Source organism: Pseudoxanthomonas sp. GW835-FHT14C01 (genome assembly GCF_058793715.1).
The window spans coordinates 55,561-76,395 of sequence record NZ_JBXAGB010000001.1 but is presented as its reverse complement, the minus strand read 5'-3'; the positions used below and the strand labels follow the sequence as shown (position 1 = coordinate 76,395).

Sequence of the window (20,835 nt, the reverse complement as noted above, 5' to 3'; positions counted from 1 at the left end):
CTACGACCGGAAAGGAAACGGGCCGCTTGAGCGGCCCGTTCCCGTCGTCGCGATGTTCCGCGGCGGTCACTTCAGCTTGGCATCCTTGCGCAGCGCTTCGGCGCGGTCGGTCTTCTCCCAGGAGAAGGCGGTCGCGGTCTGCTTCTTGCCGGCGCCGTCCACGTAGCTGATCTCGCGCGGCTTGCGGCCGAAGTGGCCGTAGCTGGCGGTCGGCTGGTAGATCGGGTGCTCCAGATCCAGCATCTTCGTGATGCCGTACGGACGCAGGTCGAAGTGCTTGCGGATCAGCTTCTCGATCACGTCGTCGCCGACCTTGCCGGTGCCGAACGTGGTTACGGAGATCGAGGTCGGCTCGGCCACGCCGATGGCGTAGGAGACCTGCACTTCGCACTTGTCGGCCAGGCCGGCGGCCACGATGTTCTTGGCCACGTAGCGCGCGGCGTAGGCGGCCGAACGGTCGACCTTCGACGGATCCTTGCCCGAGAACGCGCCGCCGCCGTGACGGGCCATGCCGCCGTAGCTGTCGACGATGATCTTGCGGCCGGTCAGGCCGCAGTCGCCCACCGGGCCACCGATCACGAACTTGCCGGTCGGGTTGATGTGCACCTTGTTCTTCGGCAGCGCATCCAGCCACTTCTTCGGCAGCACCGGTACCAGGATTTCGGCCCGCACGGCTTCGATCAGGTCCTTCTGCTTGATGTCCGGGTCGTGCTGCGTCGACAGCACCACGGCGTCCAGGCCCAGGACGGTGTTGCCGTCGTAGCGCAGGGTGACCTGCGACTTGGCGTCGGGGCGCAGCCACTTCAGCTTGCCCTTCTTGCGCACCTTGGCCTGCTGTTCCACCAGGCGGTGGCTGTAGTACAGCGGGGCCGGCATGAATTCCGGCGCCTCGTTGCAGGCGTAGCCGAACATCAGGCCCTGGTCGCCGGCGCCCTGTTCTTCCGGCTTCTTGCGGTCCACGCCCTGGTTGATGTCGGGCGACTGCTTGCCGAGCATGTTGATGATGGCGCAGGTGTGGCCGTCGAAGCCGACGTCCGAATTGTCGTAGCCGATGTCGTTGATGACCTTGCGGGCCAGCGACTCGATGTCGACCCACGCAGTGGTGGTGACTTCGCCGGCCACGATGGCGGCGCCCGTCTTCACCAGCGTCTCGCAGGCCACGCGCGCGCGCTTGTCCTGGGCCAGGATGGCGTCCAGCACGGCGTCGGAAATCTGGTCGGCGATCTTGTCCGGATGGCCTTCGGAGACCGATTCGGAGGTGAACAGGTAGCTGGACATCAGGCTTATATCCTTTGATTCGGATGAAAAGATGGGCGCGCATGATACACGCCGCGAGCGGTGCGTGCATTCTGCGCCGTTCAGGGTCGGCGGGGGTTAAGTACGGATCAAGCGTCGGTGTCACCGGACTGCCAGAAAACCGCAACGGGACTGTCGCCGGCCGGGCGCAGGCTGCGCGGCGAAACCCCGCCGCAGGCCGCCGCCATGCACCCGCTGGAACGCCAGATCGCCGAACGCTACCCGCACTGGTTCCGTGGCCGGCGCGCCCGGCTGACCCGGCCGCTGCTGCGCACGCTGGGCCGCTGGTCGAAGCTCGACCAGGCCTACGCCTTCCTCGCCGGGCACGGGCATCTGCAGGGCCTGGATTTCGTCGATGCCGCCATCGACCACCTCAACCTGCGGCCGGCGGTCGAGCCCGGCGGCGAACGCCGCATTCCCGCCCAGGGGCGGTTGCTGATCGTGGCCAACCATCCGTCCGGCGCGCTCGACGCCCTGGCGCTGCTGCAGCTGGTCGGCCGCGTGCGCCGCGATGTACGGATCGTGGCGAACGATTTCCTGATGGACATCGAGCCCCTGGCCGGGCTGTTGTTGCCGGTGCGCATCCTGGGCGGCGGGCCCGGTGCGGACAGCGTGCGCGCGGTCGAGCGGGCGCTGGAAGCCGAGCAGTGCGTGATCGTGTTCCCGGCCGGCGAGGTGTCGCGTCTCGGGCCGCGTGGCGTGCGCGATACGCGCTGGCGCCGCGGCTTCCTGCGCTTTGCCCGGGCGACCGGTGCGCCCGTGCTGCCGATCCGGGTGCAGGCGCGCAACTCGCCGCTGTTCTACGGCGCCTCGGCGCTGTTCAAGCCGGCCGGTACCGCGCTGCTGGCGCGCGAAATGTTCCGCCGCAGCCAGCGGCGTCTGCAGCTGCATGTCGGCCACGTGCTGCATGTGGACGCGGAAGAAGCGGCTGCCATGGTGATCGAGCGGGTGCGCTCGGCGCTGTACGCGCTCGGAAGGCCGGCGACGCCGGAGTCGACGGAGCCGGTCGATACGGCGCAACCGCTGGTGGACGCGTTGGCCCCGGACCTGCTGGAGACCTGCATCGGCGCGCTCGACGTGCTGGGCGAAACCACCGACGGCAAGCGCATCTGCGTGGGCCGGCTGGCCGGCGGTTCGCCGCTGCTGCGCGAGATCGGCCGCTTGCGCGAACTGACCTTCCGCGCGGTGGGCGAGGGTACCGGCAAGCGCATGGACGTCGACGCCTTCGATACCCGGTACGAGCACATCGTGCTGTGGGACGCCGCACAACGGAAGATCGCCGGTGCCTACCGCATCGCCCGCGGCGCGCCGGTGCTGGCGGCGCAGGGGCTGAAGGGTCTCTACACCGCGTCGCTGTTCGACTACGCCGACGATGCGCTGCCCCGGTTGGCCGCCGGCATGGAGCTGGGACGCAGCTTCGTGGCCCCCGAGTACTGGGGCAGCCGCAGCATCGATTACCTGTGGCAGGGCATCGGTGCCTACCTGCGCCGCCATCCGCGCGTGCGCTATCTGTTCGGTGCGGTATCGATGAGCGCCGCACTGCCGCTGGGCGCGCGCGAGCAGATCGTCGCCTACTACGCCCATTACTACGGTGGCCCGACCGGTGAGGCACGCTCCCGCCATCCGTTCCGCTACACCGCGACACCGGCCTGTTTCGATGCGCTGGATGCCGACACGGCGTTTCGCGTGCTGAAGACCAACCTCGACACGCTGGGGGCGACCGTGCCGATGCTCTACAAGCAGTACACCGACCTGTGCGAACCCGGCGGCGCGCGTTTCCTCGCCTTCGGCGTGGACCCGGATTTCAGCGATTCCATCGACGGCCTGATCGAGGTGGACCTGCACCGCATCCGGCCGAAGAAGCGCGAGCGCTATCTGGGCGATGCATGGCGTCCGCAGGAGGCTGCGGCGTGAGCCCGCGGACCGCGCCCCCTCCGATGCGGCGCGCGGTGTTCGTCTCCGACGTCCATCTGGGTTCCAAGCACTGCCACGCGGCGGAGTTCGCGGACTTCCTTACGGGCCTGCGGTGCCGCCGGCTGTACCTGGTCGGCGACATCGTCGACCTGTGGTGGATGGCGCAGCGCCGGGCGTCATGGGATGCCGCCCACAACCGGGTGGTGGAGGCGCTGCACGCGCTGGTGCGCGATGGCACGGAACTGATCTACGTGCCCGGCAACCACGACCGCCCGATCCGTCGCTTCTGCGGCCTGATGCTGCCTGCGATGCAGGTGCGCCGCCGCGCCATCCACACCACGCTGGACGGCCGTCGCCTGCTGGTGACGCATGGCGACGATTACGACGGCATCACCCACTTCGGCGGGCTGCAGGAGAAGTTCGGCGACTGGCTGTACTACCGCATCCTGACCGGCAACCGCCTGACCAACCGGTGGCGCCGCCGGCTCGGCCTGCGCTACTGGTCGCTGGCGGAATACCTCAAGCGCCAAAGCGATGCGGCGGAGCGTTACATCGCGCGCTTCGTGCAGGCGGGGCTGGACGATGCCCAACGCCGCGGTCTGGATGGCATCGTCTGCGGTCATATCCACCGCGCGTCGCTGCTGCAACGCGATGGCCTGCTGTATGCCAACGACGGCGACTGGGTGGAAAGCCTGACCGCGCTCAGTGAAGAGGCCGACGGCACGCTCTGCCTGCTGTCGCACACCGGCAAGGTACTGGCCGACATGGCGCCGCGGCTGCGCCTGGTGGCGCAGGACGCGCAGCGCGCGGCGTGAGGAAATCCGTCGGCGGCTGCTAGGATCGCCGCATGGATTCCCTCAGCCAGATCGTTCTCGGTGGCGCCATCGCCGCCGTCATCGCCCCGGCCGCGCACCGTCGCGCCGCACTGCTCGCCGGTGCCGCCCTCGGTACGCTGCCCGACCTCGACAGCCTGCCGATCGCGCTGTTCTCGGACAACCCGGTCACGCTGATGACCGTGCACCGCAGTTTCAGCCATTCGCTGTTCGTGCTGCCGCTGGTGGGGTGGCTGATCTGGTGGCTGTTCAAACGGTTCGGCAACGGGCGCGTCGCGGCCTCGCCGGCGCGCTGGTTCTGGGCGATCCAGTTGGCCCTGATCACGCATCCGCTGCTGGACGCCTTCACCGTCTACGGCACGCAACTGTGGTGGCCGCTGATGCCGGCGCCGGCCATGTGGTCCAGCATGTTCATCATCGACCCGCTCTATACAGTGTGGCTGCTCGCCGCCTGCATCGCGGCATGGTTCCTGCGGCAACGGGTCACCGCGCAACGCGCGTTGGCAGCGGGCCTGGTGCTGAGCACGGCCTACCTGGGCTGGTCGTTGCTGGCCAAGTCGATGGTGGACCGCGAAGCCGAGCGCACGCTGGCGTCGATGGGGCTCGGCGATGCGCCGTACTTCTCCGTGCCGATGCCGTTCAACACGCTGCTGTGGCGCGTGGTGGCGATGACACCATCGGGGTATGTCGAAGCCGAGCGCTCGGTGCTGGTCGACGAGGGTCCGCTGCACTTCCGCGGTTATCCGTCCAACGTGCAGGCGCTCCGTGAAGCGGCCGGGATACCGGCGGTCCGGCGCCTCACTTGGTTCAACCGCGGCTTCATGCGTGCGCAGGTGCAGGCAGGACAGCTGGTCCTGTCCGACCTGCGCATGGGGATGGAGCCCGACTACAACTTCCGCTTCAACGTGGCCGAGCAGCGCGACGGACGCTGGCAGGCCATCGCGCCCGTGCAGCAGCCATGGTCGATGCCGATTTCCGGTTGGGGCGGCGTACGCCATCTGCTGGGGGCGATGTGGAACCGGATCCGGCACCCCTCCGCGGAACCGGTCCGCGCAGCGCTGGGGTCGGGCGCTGCCTCGCCGGCGCCGCGGCAGGAGTCGCCCTCCGCACCGTAGTCAGTAGACCGTCGCGCGTGCCTGCACGAACGCGTAGAAGAACACGGCATCCGGATCGTTCTGCACGTCATGCATCTCGCGGCGCATGCCGTCCACCACCTCTTGGGTGACGCGCCCGGCATCCACCATCGAATCGGCCGCCGACAGCAGCAGTTCTTCCCAGAACGCGATCATGTCCTTGCGCCGTGCCGGTTCGCGGTTGTCGAAGTGCACGGTCTTGATCTCCGTCACGACATCCCGGTAACCGCCGGCCAGCAGCAGGTTGCCGAGCTTGGCGCCGATGAACGGATCGCCGCCGCTGTCGTACTGGAAGTCGTTGAACGCCATCCAGTAGCGCCAGGTATTGGGCGAGTAGGGATGCAGCAGGAACGAGGAATTCATCACCTCGGTGATGTAGATCGGCGAGCCGGGCGCCAGCACGCGGCGGACCTCGCTCAGTACGCGTGCGGGATTCGGCACGTGCTCGAGGATCCAGCACAGGAAGGCCGCATCGAAGTCGCGCGCGCCGTAGGGCAGGCGGCTCGCGTCCGCCTGCTGCAACGTGTAGCGATCGCGACACCACGGCATCGTCGCGAGGTTCTGCCTCGCCGCCGTCAGCTGCACCTCGTTGAGGTCGACGCAGGTGACGTGGAGCTCCGGAAACCTGCGCAGCAGGATTTCGGTCTGCGCACCGACGCCGCTGCCCACTTCCAGCAGGCGATGCACGCCGGTGTAATCGATGCGGTTGAAGATCGTGCTCTCCATCAGCCGCGCCTGCTTCATCAGCCGGGCCTGCTCCACCGATGAGAATCCATGGAGGTAGGCAGGGCTCTCGTGCGTCTCGGACATGGCGCTTCTCCGTCAGGCGGCGGCAGGCAGTTCCGGCGATACGCCGGCGATGAGTGCATCGAAGTAATCGCGGGTCAGCCGCACCTGTTCGTCCGCGCTCTCCGCGCGATTCACCACGGCACGGAAGGCGAGGTTTTCCGGCCGGTCCTTCGCGTACCAGCCCAAGTGCTTGCGGGCGATGCGCACGCCCTGCGGCGCGCCGTAGAAGTCGTGCAGCGCATGCAGATGGCCGAGCAGGATGTCGCGCGCTTCCGGCAGGGACGGGGGCGGCAGGTGTTCCCCGGTGGCCAGATAATGCGCCACCTCGCGGAAGATCCACGGCCGTCCCTGCGCGGCGCGCCCGATCATGACGGCATCGGCGCCGGTCTTCGCCAGCACGCGCGCCGCCTTCTCCGGCGAATCGATGTCGCCGTTGGCGACGACGGGAATGCGCAGCGCGGCCTTGATCGCGGCGATGGTGTCGTACTCGGCGGTGCCGGTGTAATGCTGGTCGCGGGTGCGGCCATGCACCGCCAGCGAGGCGATGCCGCTTTCCTCCGCGATGCGTGCGATCGCCGGTCCGTTGCGGTGGTCGCAATCCCATCCCGTGCGGATCTTCAGGGTGACCGGTACGTCCACCGCCTTCACCACCGCTGCCAGGATGCGGCCGACCAGGGCTTCATCGCGCATCAGTGCCGAGCCGGCCCAGGCGTTGCATACCTTCTTGGCGGGGCAGCCCATGTTGATGTCGATGATCTGCGCGCCGTGGTCGGCGTTGTAGCGCGCGGCGTGGGCCAGCTGTTCCGGTTCGGTGCCGGCGATCTGCACGCTGATCGGGCTGGGCTCGCCCTCATGGTCCATGCGGCGCAGGGACTTGTTCGTGTTCCAGAAGCGCGGGTCGCTGATCGTCATTTCCGACACCGCCAGTCCCGCGCCCAGCCGCTTGCACAGCAGGCGGAACGGTTTGTCGGTCACGCCGGCCATGGGGGCCAGCATCACCGGCGGGTCGATGCGGTAGGGGCCGATCTGCATGCCGGCATTATCCGCCGCTTGTCCCGATGGGGGAACCGCCGGAACCTACTCGCTGTAACGGGCGACGAGGTCCGTGCGCGACGGCATCGCCAGCGCGGCGCCGGACCGTTCGGTCGACAGCGCCGCGTAGCGGTTGGCGAAGCGCACGTGGTCGGCGAATGCGGGGAGTGCGGCTTCCGCCAGCGACGCGGCCAGCGCGCCGTTGAACGCGTCGCCGGCGCCGGTGGTGTCGACGACCGTCGCCGCTTCGGCCGCGACGCGGTAGTGCGGGCGTGCATCGCCGCGCAGGGCTTCGTCGGGGTGCGACACGTACACGCCGGTGGCGCCGAGCGTCACCACCACGGTGCCGTGCGGAAACAGCTGCCGGCAATGCTGGTGCAGGGTGACGCCATCGAGGGTGGCGACATCGTCGGCACTGACGCGCTCACCCAGGTGACGGGCGAGCAGCGCGGCGAACTCGGTCTCGTTCGGTGTGATGACGTCGGCATGCGCGAGCAGTTCGGTCGTGGTCGCGGCGTTCGCCGGCGCCGGATTCAACAGCGTGGTGGCGCCGCACTGGCGCCCGGCCTGCAGCGCGGCCAGCACCGTGTCGGCGGGCGATTCCAGTTGGGCCAGTACCACGCCCGCCGCTGCCAGCACATCCGCCTGGCCGGTGGCGAAGTCCGCCGACAGGATCGCGTTGGCGCCGGCGCCGATGACGATGGTGTTGCGCCCGTGCGCATCCACGTAGATGCCGGCGGTGCCGGTCGGCTCCTCGCTTGCCTGCACGCGCAGGACCAGCCCGTCGGCGTCGGCCAGGTCGCGTGCCAGCCGCCCACCGGCGTCGTCGCCCAGCGCACAGACGAAGGTGGTGTCCGCACCGGCCCGCACCGCCGCGACGGCCTGGTTGAAGCCCTTGCCGCCGGGGCCGCTCGAGTAGCGGCCTGCGATGGTCGCGCCGGCCACCGGCAGGGCGTCGCAACGCCACACGTGGTCGACATTGAAGGAGCCCACGACGACGACGCGGGACAGGGCGGGGGAAGGCGTGTTCATGCAGCGATACCTGAGGTCCGGGCCACGGCGGCGCCGCGGTCACGGGAGGGGAACGAAAACCAGCGGGGGAAGGCGGCCGTGAAGGGCCGCCCCCGGATTCAGCCGAAGTGCGACAGCACGCCGGCGATGGTGGCCGTCATCAGCGTGGCGATGGTGCCGCCCAGCACGGCGCGCAGGCCGAAGCGCGCCAGGTCCGAACGCCGTTCGGGCGCCAGTCCGCCGATGCCGCCGATCTGGATCGCGATCGAGCTGAAGTTCGCGAAACCGCACAGCGCGTAGGTGGCGATGAGGCGACCTTCGTCGGTCAGGGTGACGCCGGGCGTCTGGCCGTTCACGATGCCGGCCAGTTGCAGATAGGCGACGAACTCGTTGATGACGACCTTCTGGCCGATCAGCGAGCCGACCGTGGTGGCATCCTGCCACGGCACGCCGATCACCCACGCGATCGGGGCCAGGACGTAACCGAAGATCGTGGCCAGATCGGTCGGCTTGCCGATGGCGGCCGCCAGGCCGGTCACGTCGCCGAACCAGGTCAGCGGCGCGTTGATCAGCGCGATCAGCGCAATGAAAGCGAGCAGCATCGCGCCGATGTTCAGCGCCAGCTTCAGGCCATCGCCCGCGCCGGCGGCGGCGGCGTCGATGATGTTGCTGGAGGTCTTCTCGACTTCCATCTTCACCGTGCCACGGGTGAGCGGCGTGCCGGTCTCGGGGATCAGCAGTTTGGCCACCACCAGGGTGGCCGGCGCCGCCATGATGGAGGCGGCCAGCAGGTGCTTGGCGTAGAAGGCCTGCTGCTCCGGATCGCCGCCGCCGAGCATGCCGACATAGGCGGCGAGCACGCCGCCGGCGATGTGGGCCATGCCGCCGATCATCATCGTGATCAGTTCGGACTCGGTCATCTTGGGAATGTACGGGCGCACCGTCAGCGGCGCCTCGGTCTGGCCGATGAACACGCTGGCGCAGACGCTGGTCGTCTCCGCGCCGGACACCTTCATCACCTTGGTGATCGCGAGCGCCATCAGGCGCACGATGAACTGCATCACGCCCAGGTGGTACATCACGCCCATCAGGGCGGCGAAGAAGATGATGGTGGGCAGGACCTGGAAGGCGAAGATGAAACCGAACTTCTCGGTATCCATCAGGCTGCCGAAGATGAAGCTGGAGCCCGCCTTGACGAACTCCAGGATCTTCACGAAGCCGTGGCCGAGCCAGTCGAACACCTCGCGACCGCCCGGCACCAGCAGCACGAGCGCCGCGAAACCGATCTGCAGGGTGAGGCCGGTGGCGACCAGCTTCCAGTCGATGGCCCGCCGGTTGTTGGAAAACAGCCAGACGATGCCGATCAGCACCGCCAGACCGAACAGGCCGAAGCCGATCCGCCCCAAGACATCCAGCATGTATTCCCCCAGACCCTGCATGTTGTTCTGACCGCGCAGTCTAGCAGCCGCGCGGCCAGGTCCCGCCGTTCAGCCTACGCCGCGCCAGGCCACCCACAGGGCGAGGGCGAGGAACACGACGGCGGCCAGGCTGCGGGCCAGTTTCAGCGGCAGCCTGTCGGCGAACCGGTGGCCCAGCCAGACCACCGGCAGGTTCGCCAGCAGCATGCCGATCGTGGTGCCCGCGATCACCTGCCACAGCGGCGAATACTTGGTGGCCAGCAGCACGGTGGCCACCTGGGTCTTGTCGCCGATCTCGGCCAGGAAGAAGGCGATGGTGGTGGCGATGAAGGCGCCGTGGGCCGGGAGCTTCTCGTTCTCGTCCAGGGTGTCCGGCTTCAGCGTCCACAGCGCCACCGCCAGGAAACTGCCCGCCACCACCCAGCGCAGCACCTCGGGCGACAGCCACTCGGTCAGTTCCGCGCCCAACCAGGCGGAAATGGCATGGTTGACCACCGTAGCGGCCAGGATGCCCCAGGCGATGGGCCAGGGCTTGCGGTAGCGCGCCGCCAGCAACAGGGCCAGCAACTGCGTCTTGTCGCCGATTTCGGCCAAGGTGACGGTGCCGGTGGACACCAGCAGGGCATGCAGCGATTGCATCAACAACTCCGGGGCCAGGCATTCGCGGCGGACGCGAAGGCAAACGACGCACTGCCCGGCCCGGGTAAGCGCGACGCCTGCCTTCGGTCTTGCCCGGCGAAGCGGATCGCTTCGTCCTGCGCACCATGGTCGGCGACCAAGTGTGTTGACACGCAGAACCCGTCAGGACGGGTGGGCTACTCCCCGGAGGAGGAAAGTGCGCGCATTGTACGGATGCGGAGGACACGAGGGCGAAGCCATTCTCATTTGGGAGGGGATCGACGAGGGCATGAAGGTGTTGACTCGCAAATAAGAATCATTATCATCGGTGTCGTTCCTGTTCCGGAGCCCGTCATGATTTCGAACGTCACTGCATTGCCCTTGGTCGACACGTCGACGCTGCGTGAGCGCCTTTCCCTGCCGGCGGTCGCCGCCCGCGACCAGGACACCTTCGACAGCGAGGCCCTGCTCAAGGGCCAGCGCGAGGTGCTGATCCGCCATGGTGACCGTGTCTACCGCCTGCGTCACACCAGCAACGACAAGCTGATCCTTACCAAGTAATACGCCTCCCGCCCGATCCGGGCGGGGCATGCCGCCGGCACGCGTTGCGGCGGGAAAACCGATCTCTCCACCGGGCGCCAGCCAAGGATCATCCGGCCGCCAGCCTTCCGGGTTAATTCCAATCCCAGGACTGCTGTAGCCATGATCCGCCCCACGCTGCTGACCGCGGCCGTGTGGATGGCCCTTGCCGGCCATGCCCACGCCGAAACACCCGCCGACGCCTCCGCTGCCTCGACCACCGACGCAAGGGAATTCGACCGCATCCAGGTCACCGCCACCCGCACCGAGCGTGCTGTCGTGGATGTCCCCAACACCGTCAGCGTCATCGATCGGGAACAACTGGACGACCAGCTGATCCGCGACATCAAGGACCTGGTCCGCTACGAGCCGGGCGTCACCGTGACCTCGAGTTTCGGCCGGTTCGGTCTCGGCGGTTTCCGCATCCGAGGACTGGAGGCCAACCGCGTGCGCATCCAGACCGACGGCATCGCCGTGTCGGACGCGTTCTCGATCGGCAGCTTCTCCAACGCGAACCGCAACTTCATCGACCTGGACACGCTCAAGCGCGTCGAGATCGTCCGCGGGCCGTCCAGCTCGCTGTACGGCTCCGACGCACTGGGCGGCGTGGTGTCGTTCATCACCAAGGACCCTTCCGACTATCTGGAAGACGGCAAGGACGCCTACTTCGGCTTCCGTCTCGGCTACGACGGCAGCTGGGACGGTCTGCTCGGCGGCGCAACCGCTGCGTTCGGTGGCGAGCGCTGGAGTGGCCTGGTCAACGTCAGCCACCGCCAGGGCAAGGAAACCGAGAACCAGGGCAGCGTCGGTGGCGTCGGCGCTGCGCGCACGCAGCCCAATCCGCAGGATCGCGATGGCCGCAGCCTGTTGAGCAAGCTGGTGTTCGCGCCGGACCAGAACCAGCAGTTCACCCTGACGGTCGAGGGCAACGAAGACGCGACCGACACCGACCTGCTGACCCAGCGCGGCCTGCAGCCGCTGACGGGTGCCACCAATACGTCGGTGACCGCGCGCGACCATCAGACGCGCGCGCGGGTGGCGTTCTCGCACACGTGGAACGGGTTGGAATCCGCCTTTGCGGACAGTCTCGACTGGCAGGTCTACCGGCAGGACAGTGAGACCACCCAGTACACGCGCGAGGAGCGTACGCTGCCGGCGCCGACGTTGCGCGACATCCGCGAACGAGCGTTCAATTTCGACCAGCGGACCTACGGCCTGCAGGCCAACGTACGCAGGGCGTTCGGCGACGGCGTGCGGCATGAACTGGCGTATGGCATCGACCTTTCGCGCGCCGAAACGCGGCAGAAGCGGGATGGCCTGCGCACGTTCCCGCTGACCGGCGTCCGTACGCCGGTGATGTCGCCGGACGTGTTCCCGGTGCGCGATTTCCCGGTCAGCGAGACCACCACCGCGGCCCTGTACGTGCAGGACGAGATCGGTTTCGCCGACGGCGCGTTCCGCCTGGTGCCCGGCCTGCGCGTGGACCACTACCGCCTCGATCCCGAACAGGATGCGATCTTCGCCGGCGACAACCCGGGTGTCGTGCTGGCCGAGATCCGCGAGACCAGCGTCTCGCCGAAGCTCGGCATGGTGTGGAAGTTCGCCACGGACTGGTCGCTGTACGGCGGTTACGCGCGCGGCTTCCGCTCGCCGCCGTACAACGAAGTCAACATCGGCTTCACCAACGTGCAGTTCGGCTACACCGCCATCGCCAATCCCGACCTGAAGCCGGAGACCAGCGACGGGCTGGAGTTCGGCGTGCGTTATGCCGGGGACGCCGTGTACGCCAGCCTGTCCGGCTACTACAACCGCTACGACGACTTCATCGAGTCGATGCGCTTCATCGGGTTCAACGGCGACGGCCTGATGGTGTACCAGTCGCAGAACGTGGCGGACGCGCGGATCCATGGCGTCGAGCTGAAGGCCGGCGTCGATCTCGGCGCGTGGTCTCCCGCGCTCGACGGCTGGTCGTTGCGCGGTGCGGCGGCCTGGTCGCGCGGCAGGAACCGCACCGACGACGTCCCGCTGGACAGCGTGGATCCGCTCACGGCCACGCTGGGCGTCGCCTACGACGCCGACGCCTGGGGCGCGGAACTGGCGGGCCGGTTTGTCGATCGCAAGAACCGCGTGTCTGCCGATACGTACTACCGGCAGCCCGGTTACGGTGTGCTCGATCTTTACGCGCACTGGACCTTCGCGCCGGGCGCCAGGATGAATGTCGGCGTGCTGAATCTGGCCGACAAAACGTACATCGACGCCGGCGACATCCCGCTGGTGTCCGCTACCAGCACCACGCTGGACCGCTACACCTCGCCCGGCCGCACGCTGTCGGCCAGTGTGTCGGTGAGCTGGTAGCGCCATGGCGACGCTGCGCGCGCTGCCCGGCACGATCACCCCCGCATCCCGGGATGCGTTGCCTGCGGTCGCGCAGCTGGCCGCGTTGGGGCCGGTGCTGTGCCTGTACCGCACGCAGCACGGCAGCGAACTCGCGGGCTGGCAGCAGGCGGTGCGGGTGGAAGCCCACACCGGCGTCGACAGTGACGGGCTGGACGAACGCCTGCTGTTCTTCGACGCCCAGGGACGCTGCTGCTGGCGGCTGTGCCTGTTGCCGGACAGCGACTTCGTCGCCTGGGATCGCCTGGTGGCCTCGCTGCCGGCGGGCGTCGACGGCGAAGTCGCCGGCCTGGCGGATCGCCTGTGGCGGCGGCTCGCCGGGCGTCTGCTCGGCGGCCAGTGGCGCGCGTGCGCCTTGCAGCTGCATGCGACGCCACGACCCGCATCGCTTCCCGTGCTCGCCGCCAGCCTGTCGCTCATGTCCCCGCTTGGCGTCGCCACCGCGCAACGCATCGCGCAGGCGGAAGGTGCCGACCTGGATGGCGGACTGCACGACGGTGGCGGTGAGCACTCCGCGCGGTTCACCCGCGCGCACCCGGAACCGAACAACGCGGCGGTCGACAACGTCGTGCCGCTGGTCCGACTCAAATAAAGAGAGAGCCACCATGAAGAAGCCGGTCGCCATCGCGCTGTCCGCCCTCGTCCTGAGCCTGTCCACTTCCGCCCTGGCGGCGGATCCTGCCCGCGACCGTCAGTCCATCCTGGCGATGCAGGGCGACTACAGCGTCGACTTCGCCTTCGACGAAACCGTCCTGCTGCAGCCCGGCTACGAGCGCCAGGCCGCGATGCGCAGCGGCGGCGACGAGACGGTGATCGTCGTCGAGGAAACGCCGACGCGTATCGTGCTGCAGCACATCCTGGTGGACGCCAAGAGCGGCCACGTCACCAAGCACTGGCGGCAGGACTGGGCCTACGAAGCGCCGACGCGCTTCGAGTTCACTGCCGACCAGACCTGGCACGTGCGCGCCATCCCCGCGGACACGACGCGCGGCGCGTGGACGCAGTGCGTCTACGAAGTCAGCGATGCGCCGCGCTATTGCGGTACCGGACGCTGGCAGTACACCAACGGCGTGGCGACCTGGACCAGCGACCTGGCCTGGCGCCCGCTGCCGCGTCGCGAATACACCCGGCGCAGCGACTACAACGCGCTGTCGGTGGTCAACCGCCACACGCTGACGCCGAACGGCTGGACCCACGAGCAGTTCAACACCAAGGTGCTGCGCAAGCCCGACGGCACCGAGGTCGAACTTGCGCGTGAGTTCGGCTTCAACGATTACCTCAGGACCGCCGAGATCGACTTCAAGCCCGCGCGCGACTACTGGCAGGCCACGGCGGGTTACTGGGCCAAGGTGCGCACGCATTGGGACGGCTTCCTGTCGAAGGCGCCCGGCGTGCATCTGAAGACCAAGGTGGACGGCATGGCGATGATCATCCCGCTGTTCACCCAGGCCGGCGATCTGCAGGCCGGCCGGCCGGTGGCGGATGCCGCCATCGCCAAGGTGTTCGCGGACTGGGTGGAGCCTGCGCCGGCCGAAGCGCCGGCCACCTCGCGCTGAGCGTTCTCTCCGGCACATGGACGTGCCTTCTTCGAAAAAAAGACCCCCGCGCAGGCGGGGGCAGGGGATTCGTACGGTCTCTCTTCTAATAATGGGTGTCAGAGCAGGGCGCCGCCCTTGCCCGCGGGAGGCGCAGGCGGTGCGGGAGGTGCCGGAGGCTGCGGAGCTTCACCGACGCCGTCCTCGAAGGTCTGCACCTTCCCGTCCCGATCGATGATCATCACGCGGCGCTTCTCGACGAGGGTCGGTGCCTGTCCCGCGCCGATGGCGACACGCGGCTTGACGGTGACCCGCGAGGTCACGGGGAAACGGAATGCCGCCGCTTTGGGTATCGACACCGTGCTGGTCCGCGTCTGGCGATCGCGCAGATACTCGACGGCGACCTTCGCGTCTTCCGGCTTGCCGCGCAGCGCCTGCGTGACGTCGCGTGGCGTCGCCACGGACGCGCCATCCACCTTGCGGATCACATCGCCTGCCTGCAGGCCCGCCAGTTCGTCGCCGACGGACAGGACCAGTACGCCTGCATCGGTGCCGAAATAACGCCCGAGCGAAGCGTCCACCGTGGCCAGGTTGAGGTTGCTCCAGCGGAACACCTCGGCCAGGGCAGGCAGGCGGCAATCTTCTCCCTGGCAGTCGCCGAGCCTGCCGAGTTGGCGGAGTTCGCGCTGCACCTCCGGCGAGATGACGTTCACGATCTGGTCGAGTGGCACGGGAACGCCTTCGATCTGCGGCATGCCGCCGTCGCCGCCGTGGAAGAAGGCGGCGCGCGGCCCCTGGCTGGTCAATCCGACGCGGGGCGGGACCTGCGTGGCGACGACATCGGCTTCGTGCGCCTTGCCCTCGCGCTGGTAGGTGACTCGTACGGCGGTATCGGTCTTGAGGTCGGACAGAAGCTTGCGGGCGTGCGCGACGCGTGCCTCGGCGGCGTCGCCTTCGACGGGTGTGCCCGCCACGCGCAGCAGGCGGTCGCCCGCCTTGAGCCCGGCCTTCGCCGCACCGCTGTCCGGCGTTACGCCGGTGATGCGCACCCCCGTGGCGTCGTCGCCGGACAACAGGACGCCCAGGCGTGGCCGGCTGACGATGATCCGGTCGATGTCGACCGGCGCGCGCAGGTGGCCCGCGTCGCGCGAGAGTTCGGCGACGCGCTTGGCCGCGCGCTGCAGGTCGGCGCGGGCATCGTCGAGTTCCTTCTGTTTGCCGGCATCGGCCTGTTGCGCGAGCGCCGGCAAGGACGCGAGCAGCGCGAGGGCCAGCAGCGAGCGTGAAAGGGGTTTGAACATCGTGGATCTCCTCGTTGCGGTTCCGGATCAGTAGATGGCGCTGTAGGCGCCGTCGGCGTTCAGTGCGACCTGCCAGCGCTGGGTGGCTTCCACGCCGGTGAGCTGGCGCAAGGTGTCGACGCGCTGTTCCCATAGCGCGGTGCGGGTGACGTCCGGCAGCGCCGGTTGCGAGAGCGCCAGATCGATGTGGGTCATCTGGTCCTGCAGTTCGGCGCTGACCGCGAGCGCGGCGACGTTGCCGGCGCTGCTGTCGGGCAGCTGCGCGAGGACGGCCTCGAGCCGCGCGGATTCGGTATAGAGCGCATCCAGCCGGCTAGGCGTGGCGCGCTTCACCGAGCGGCGGACCTGCGGTGCTGCGGTCACCGCGCCGGGTGCCGGTGTTTCCGGCGCGATGCGCGGAGCAGGTGCCGGGGCGACGGTCTCGATGGCAGTGGCCGGCGGGATCGTGGAAGCCTCCGTCGTGGCGGCCACGCCGGGGGGGTGCTGCAGCGGCGGCGTGGTCTCCACCGCGCGCCAGTGCATCAGCGGGATCACGGCGGCGAAGAACGTCGTCGCCACCAGCGCCAGCGCAGGACGACGCCAGCGTGCGCGTCGAACCGGCATCTGCGCGGGTGGCAGCGCGGCGGCGACGCGTTGCCAGCGGTCCTCGCCGGGTGCGTCCAGCGGAAGGGCGCCGAACGCTTCGCTCCAGTCGCGCGGCATCGGCTCGCGGGTACGGGAATCAGGCATGGACGGTTTCCTCGATCTTCAGCAGTGCCCGCAGCCGGCGGGTGCCGCGCGAGAGTTGCGATTTGGAGAAGCTGGGCGTGCGCTGCATCAGGGCGGCGATCTCGTCGTGCGTATAGCCCTCGGCGTGGTAGAGCCACAGCACGCTGCGGGTGGCGGAGGGCAGCGCCTCGAGCGCGCGCTGCAGCATTGCGGCATCGGCGGCGGCCGCGGGCGGCAATCCGCGATCCTCCGGCAGGTCGTCCTCGTCCACCGCGATCTCGGCGATCAGGCGCTTCTGCCGGCGCAGGCGCAACAGCGCCTCGTTGACCGCGATCTGGCGCAGCCAGCCCCAGAACGGGCAGTCGGCGCGGTAGTCCGGCAGGTGGTGGAAGAGCTTCAGCATGGTGTCCTGCAGCACGTCGCCGGCCTCTTCGCGGTCGCCGCAGATGCGCAGCGCCAGCGTGAACACCGGCCGCTCGAAGCGCCGGTAGATCTGCTCGAACGCCTCCCGGCAGCCGCCGCGCGCACGGGCGAGCAGGCTGTCGGGGACATCGATGGCGAACTGCGATCGGCTCAAGCGGGGAGGTTCTTCGGGGGTTCTGAAGACAAGGGATGCAGCCGAAGGCAATACCGTCGCAGCGCCGGGGAAGTTCCCGCTGGCCGTCCTATAATCCGGTCAAACATCAAGGGAGGGGCGCAACATGGATTTCGGTCTTTCAACACTCGTGGTGGCGGCGGTGGCGCTGTTCATCGTGGTGACCTTCTTCAAGGGCGTCCGCGTCGTGCCGCAAGGGTACGAGTTCACCGTGGAGCATTTCGGCAAGTACACCCACACCATGTCGCCGGGCCTGCACTTCCTGATCCCGTACATGCAGAGCATCGGCCGCAAGGTCAACATGATGGAGCAGGTGTTCGAAGTGCCGTCGCAGGACGTCATCACCAAGGACAACGCGGTGGTGAAGGTGGACGGCGTGGTGTTCTTCCAGGTACTGGACGCGGCCAAGGCGGCCTATGAAGTGTCCAGCCTGGACCAGGCGATGATCGCCCTGGTCCAGACCAACATCCGCACCGTGATCGGTTCGATGGACCTGGACGAATCGCTGAGCCAGCGCGAGACCATCAACGCCAAGCTGCTGGGCGTGGTCGATCACGCCACCAGCCCGTGGGGCGTGAAGGTCAACCGCATCGAGATCAAGGACATCCAGCCGCCGCGCGACCTGGTGGATGCGATGGCCCGGCAGATGAAGGCCGAGCGCGACAAGCGCGCCTCGATCCTGGAGGCCGAGGGCGCGCGCCAGTCCGAGATCCTGCGCGCCGAAGGCGACAAGCAGAGTGCGATCCTGGAAGCCGAGGGCAAGCGCGAGGCCGCCTACCGCGAGGCCGAGGCGCGCGAGCGCCTGGCCGAGGCCGAGGCGAAGGCGACCGAGCTGGTGTCCAACGCCATCGCGCAGGGCGACGTGCAGGCGATCAACTACTTCATCGCGCAGAAGTACGTGGAGGCCTTCAAGGAGCTGGCCACCGCGCCGAACCAGAAGTTCGTGCTGATGCCGATGGAGGCCAGTGGCGTGATCGGCTCGATCGCCGGCATCGCCGAGCTGGCCAGGGAAGCGCTGAACAAGCAGCAGGTCGTCGCGCCCCCGCGTCCGCCGCGCGTCCCGGGAGGCTGACATGAGCTTCAAGTTCGCGTTCTGGGCGATCGGGGCGCTGGTGCTGTTTGCCGCGGAGGCGATGGCGCCCGGCGCCTTCATGCTGTGGTTCGGCTTCGCCGCAGTGGCGATGGCGGTCGTGGTGCTGGTGGCGCCGGGGTTGGGCTGGCTGGCGCAGGCGGTCCTGTTCTCGTTGCTCGCGGTGATCTCGGTGGCGGTCTACCGGAAGTGGTTCCGCGGCAAGGGCCGCCAGAGCGACAAGCCGCTGCTCAATCGCCGCGCCGAGCAGCTGGTCGGCACGGTCGCCACGCTCGACCAGCCCATCGAAGGCGGGCGCGGCCGGGTCAGGATCGACGATGCGTTCTGGACGGTGGAAGGCGCGGACCTGCCACTGGGGACGCGGGTCCGCGTGATCGCGGTGAACGGCATGACGTTGAAGGTGCAGGAGGCGTAGGTGGGCGCGGCGGTGCTGGCGTGGTCGATGTCGTTGCTGGCGGTGACCACGGCTGACTTGGTCGGCAAGGTGATGCCGCCGTATCCCGCCGGTCTCGACGAACTGGGCGGCAGCTGCGTGTCCGACGCCGCGGATCCTGCGCACGTGTGCGACTACTCGATCGGCGTGCTCGCCCTGGCGGCCATCGATGCGGGCGGCGAACCGGTGCCGCGCTTCGTCATCGCCGGCCAGCTTGCCGGCCGTGACGGCGCCCGCGCGCAGTGGCGCATCACCGATGCCCTGCCTTACCCGACCGAACGCTCCGGTTACTACCTGCAGTTCGGCACCTGCCGCGTGAACGGCCGCGACGACGCGCGCGTGGCCGCCATCGTGCGGCAGCACGACACGTCGACGGAATGGCTGAAGGATGTCGCCTGGGCGGGGAGGCTCAAGCTGCCCGATGGCCGCTTCGACGTGCTCGAGGCGCGCTCCGTGGACTGCATCAACGAGGCTTACTACGGCCTGTGACGGCGGCGCACCGCGCTGGTGCGTTCTGGGATAATGCGCTTCTTTGTCCGTCCCGGAACCCGCCATGACCCAGAAGACCATCCTCAACGACACCCATCGCGCGCTCGGCGCCAAGATGGTCGACTTCGGCGGCTGGGACATGCCGATCCACTACGGTTCCCAGATCGAGGAGCACCACCAGGTGCGCCGCGACGCCGGCATGTTCGACGTCAGCCACATGACCGTGGTCGACTTGCGTGGCCCGCGCACGCGGGAGTTCCTGCGCCGGCTGGTCGCCAATTCGGTCGACAAGCTCCAGAAGCCGGGCAAGGCGCTGTACACCGCCATGCTCAACGAACAGGGCGGCGTCATCGACGACCTGATCATCTATTTCCTGGCCGAGGACTTCTTCCGCCTGGTGGTCAATGCCGCCACCCGCGAGAAAGACCTGGCATGGATCACCGAGCAGGCGGCCGCCTTCGACGTGCAGGTCAGCGAGCGTCCCGACTTCGCGATGGTCGCCGTGCAGGGTCCGGCCGCGCGCGAGCGCGTGCACGGCCTGCTGCGCGAGGAGGATCGTGCGAAGGTCGGCAAGCTGACCCGCTTCGCAGCGGCCGACGCCACCAGCGTCGGGGGCGTGCCGCTGTTCGTCGCGCGCACCGGCTACACCGGTGAGGACGGTTACGAGATCGTGCTGCCGCAGGCGCAGGCGGTGGCGTTCTGGAACGCGCTGCTCGATGCAGGCGTCAGGCCCGCCGGCCTGGGCGCGCGCGACACGTTGCGCCTGGAGGCCGGCATGAATCTTTATGGCCAGGACATGGACGACACCGTTTCGCCGTACGAGGCGGCGCTCGCCTGGACCGTGGCGCTGGACGAGGGACGTGCGTTCACCGGCCGCGTCATCCTGGAGGCGCAGAAGGCGTCCGGCGCGCCGCGCCAGATGATCGGCCTGGTGATGGATGAAAAGGGCGTACTGCGCCATGGACAGAAGGTGCTCACGGCGCATGGCGATGGCGAGATCCTGTCCGGCACGTTCTCGCCGACACTCGGCAAGGCCATCGCCTTCGCACGCGTGCCGGCCGGCGACATTCCGCTCGGCGCCGACGGCGGCGTGCGCGTGGACATCCGCGGCAAGGAGGTGCCGGTGCGCGTGGTGAAGTTCCCGTTCGTGCGCGAGGGCCAGGCGCAGCCGGGCGTGCTGGAGTGAGCCGCGCCGGGTTGCATTCACCCGTGCCGTCCTCCGCTAAACTATCTTTCCCTTCCCGACCCAAGCAGCGATCCGGAGCACCCCATGAGTGAGATTCCAGGCGATCTGAAGTTCCTCAAGTCCCATGAGTGGGCCCGCCTCGAAGCCGGCGGCCGTATCACCGTCGGCATTTCCGATCACGCGCAGGGTCTGCTGGGCGACCTGGTCTACGTCGAACTGCCCAACGTCGGCGACCGCATCGAAGCCGGCAATGCCAGTGCCGTGGTCGAGTCCGTGAAGGCGGCGTCCGATGTGTACAGCCCGGTCACCGGCAAGGTGCTGGAGGTCAACACGGCGTTGGCCGACAAACCCGAGACCATCAACGAGGACGCCTACGGCGACGGCTGGATCTTCGTGATCGAAGCCGAGGAGCCGGACCAGCTCAACGACCTGCTGTCGCCCGACGACTACGCCGAACTGATCGAAGACGAAGACCACTGAG

Annotated in this window: 21 protein-coding genes; 12 read left to right on the top strand and 9 right to left on the bottom strand. The window is 68.5% G+C overall.

Annotated elements, in window-relative coordinates; genetic code table 11:
- Window positions 1–66 precede the first annotated feature (66 nt).
- A complete protein-coding gene (gene metK, locus AC1Q5B_RS00345; RefSeq protein WP_192200270.1) occupies window positions 67–1,278 on the bottom strand; it encodes a methionine adenosyltransferase in 1,212 nt (403 codons plus the stop codon).
- 204 nt (window positions 1,279–1,482) lie between these two features.
- On the opposite strand from metK, the gene olsF reads away from it, so the two are divergent.
- From olsF to AC1Q5B_RS00330, 3 genes are read left to right on the top strand one after another with little or no spacing between them, the layout of a single operon-like run.
- Window positions 1,483–3,210: a bifunctional ornithine lipid synthase OlsF gene (gene olsF / locus AC1Q5B_RS00340; protein ID WP_492630921.1), complete on the top strand. Its 1,728-nt coding sequence runs from the start codon at window positions 1,483–1,485 to the stop codon at window positions 3,208–3,210.
- Between the two features lie 23 nt (window positions 3,211–3,233).
- The gene (locus tag AC1Q5B_RS00335; RefSeq protein WP_492630920.1) at window positions 3,234–4,025 is read left to right on the top strand and encodes a UDP-2,3-diacylglucosamine diphosphatase; all 792 of its coding nucleotides are present in this window, start codon (window positions 3,234–3,236) and stop codon (window positions 4,023–4,025) included.
- 32 nt (window positions 4,026–4,057) lie between these two features.
- Window positions 4,058–5,158 (top strand): metal-dependent hydrolase, encoded by a 1,101-nt coding sequence (locus AC1Q5B_RS00330; RefSeq protein WP_492629768.1) that lies wholly within the window; start codon window positions 4,058–4,060, stop codon window positions 5,156–5,158.
- Here AC1Q5B_RS00330 and AC1Q5B_RS00325 read toward each other — a convergent pair whose 3' ends face one another.
- From AC1Q5B_RS00325 to AC1Q5B_RS00305, 5 genes are all read right to left on the bottom strand, one after another.
- Window positions 5,159–5,986, bottom strand: coding sequence for a class I SAM-dependent methyltransferase (locus tag AC1Q5B_RS00325; protein ID WP_492629767.1), 828 nt, complete (start codon window positions 5,984–5,986; stop codon window positions 5,159–5,161).
- Between the two features lie 12 nt (window positions 5,987–5,998).
- Window positions 5,999–6,997 (bottom strand): tRNA dihydrouridine synthase DusB, encoded by a 999-nt coding sequence (gene dusB / locus AC1Q5B_RS00320; RefSeq protein ID WP_492629766.1) that lies wholly within the window; start codon window positions 6,995–6,997, stop codon window positions 5,999–6,001.
- A gap of 45 nt (window positions 6,998–7,042) precedes the next feature.
- A complete protein-coding gene (locus AC1Q5B_RS00315; RefSeq protein WP_492630919.1) occupies window positions 7,043–8,008 on the bottom strand; it encodes a ribokinase in 966 nt (321 codons plus the stop codon).
- Window positions 8,009–8,127: 119 nt separating this feature from the next.
- Complete coding sequence (locus AC1Q5B_RS00310) at window positions 8,128–9,426, bottom strand: NupC/NupG family nucleoside CNT transporter (protein WP_492629765.1); 1,299 nt, start codon at window positions 9,424–9,426, stop codon at window positions 8,128–8,130.
- Between the two features lie 69 nt (window positions 9,427–9,495).
- Window positions 9,496–10,065, bottom strand: coding sequence for a TMEM165/GDT1 family protein (locus tag AC1Q5B_RS00305; RefSeq protein ID WP_492629764.1), 570 nt, complete (start codon window positions 10,063–10,065; stop codon window positions 9,496–9,498).
- A 303-nt stretch (window positions 10,066–10,368) separates the two neighbouring features.
- On the opposite strand from AC1Q5B_RS00305, the gene hemP reads away from it, so the two are divergent.
- From hemP to AC1Q5B_RS00285, 4 genes are all read left to right on the top strand, one after another.
- Window positions 10,369–10,605 carry a hemin uptake protein HemP gene (gene hemP / locus AC1Q5B_RS00300; RefSeq protein ID WP_492630918.1) on the top strand — a complete coding sequence of 79 codons (237 nt, stop codon included), beginning with the start codon at window positions 10,369–10,371 and terminating at the stop codon, window positions 10,603–10,605.
- A gap of 141 nt (window positions 10,606–10,746) precedes the next feature.
- Window positions 10,747–12,978 carry a TonB-dependent hemoglobin/transferrin/lactoferrin family receptor gene (locus AC1Q5B_RS00295; protein WP_492629763.1) on the top strand — a complete coding sequence of 744 codons (2,232 nt, stop codon included), beginning with the start codon at window positions 10,747–10,749 and terminating at the stop codon, window positions 12,976–12,978.
- Between the two features lie 4 nt (window positions 12,979–12,982).
- A complete protein-coding gene (locus AC1Q5B_RS00290) occupies window positions 12,983–13,609 on the top strand; it encodes a Hemin transport protein (protein WP_492629762.1) in 627 nt (208 codons plus the stop codon).
- Between the two features lie 13 nt (window positions 13,610–13,622).
- Window positions 13,623–14,573, top strand: a complete 951-nt coding sequence (locus tag AC1Q5B_RS00285) for a DUF6607 family protein (RefSeq protein ID WP_492629761.1) — start codon at window positions 13,623–13,625, stop codon at window positions 14,571–14,573.
- A gap of 98 nt (window positions 14,574–14,671) precedes the next feature.
- On the opposite strand, the gene AC1Q5B_RS00280 is transcribed toward AC1Q5B_RS00285, so the two are convergent.
- Genes AC1Q5B_RS00280 through AC1Q5B_RS00270 form a run of 3 tightly spaced genes read right to left on the bottom strand, consistent with a single transcriptional unit; the run spans window position 14,672 to window position 17,138 of the window.
- Window positions 14,672–15,853 carry a PDZ domain-containing protein gene (locus AC1Q5B_RS00280; protein ID WP_492629760.1) on the bottom strand — a complete coding sequence of 394 codons (1,182 nt, stop codon included), beginning with the start codon at window positions 15,851–15,853 and terminating at the stop codon, window positions 14,672–14,674.
- Between the two features lie 27 nt (window positions 15,854–15,880).
- Complete coding sequence (locus AC1Q5B_RS00275) at window positions 15,881–16,582, bottom strand: hypothetical protein (RefSeq protein WP_492629759.1); 702 nt, start codon at window positions 16,580–16,582, stop codon at window positions 15,881–15,883.
- Window positions 16,575–17,138 (bottom strand): RNA polymerase sigma factor, encoded by a 564-nt coding sequence (locus AC1Q5B_RS00270; RefSeq protein WP_492629758.1) that lies wholly within the window; start codon window positions 17,136–17,138, stop codon window positions 16,575–16,577. The genes AC1Q5B_RS00275 and AC1Q5B_RS00270 overlap by 8 nt, the downstream gene beginning before the upstream one ends.
- 124 nt (window positions 17,139–17,262) lie before the next feature.
- On the opposite strand from AC1Q5B_RS00270, the gene AC1Q5B_RS00265 reads away from it, so the two are divergent.
- The 5 genes from AC1Q5B_RS00265 (at window position 17,263) to gcvH (ending at window position 20,834) form a co-directional block, all read left to right on the top strand.
- Window positions 17,263–18,228 (top strand): SPFH domain-containing protein, encoded by a 966-nt coding sequence (locus AC1Q5B_RS00265; RefSeq protein ID WP_492629757.1) that lies wholly within the window; start codon window positions 17,263–17,265, stop codon window positions 18,226–18,228.
- Between the two features lies 1 nt (window position 18,229).
- On the top strand, window positions 18,230–18,661 hold the full coding sequence (locus AC1Q5B_RS00260) for an NfeD family protein (RefSeq protein ID WP_492629756.1): 432 nt from the start codon (window positions 18,230–18,232) through the stop codon (window positions 18,659–18,661).
- Complete coding sequence (locus tag AC1Q5B_RS00255; RefSeq protein ID WP_492629755.1) at window positions 18,662–19,168, top strand: hypothetical protein; 507 nt, start codon at window positions 18,662–18,664, stop codon at window positions 19,166–19,168.
- A 64-nt stretch (window positions 19,169–19,232) separates the two neighbouring features.
- Window positions 19,233–20,354 (top strand): glycine cleavage system aminomethyltransferase GcvT, encoded by a 1,122-nt coding sequence (gcvT, locus tag AC1Q5B_RS00250; protein WP_492629754.1) that lies wholly within the window; start codon window positions 19,233–19,235, stop codon window positions 20,352–20,354.
- 84 nt (window positions 20,355–20,438) lie between these two features.
- The gene (gene gcvH / locus AC1Q5B_RS00245) at window positions 20,439–20,834 is read left to right on the top strand and encodes a glycine cleavage system protein GcvH (RefSeq protein ID WP_492629753.1); all 396 of its coding nucleotides are present in this window, start codon (window positions 20,439–20,441) and stop codon (window positions 20,832–20,834) included.
- Window position 20,835: the final 1 nt, after the last annotated feature.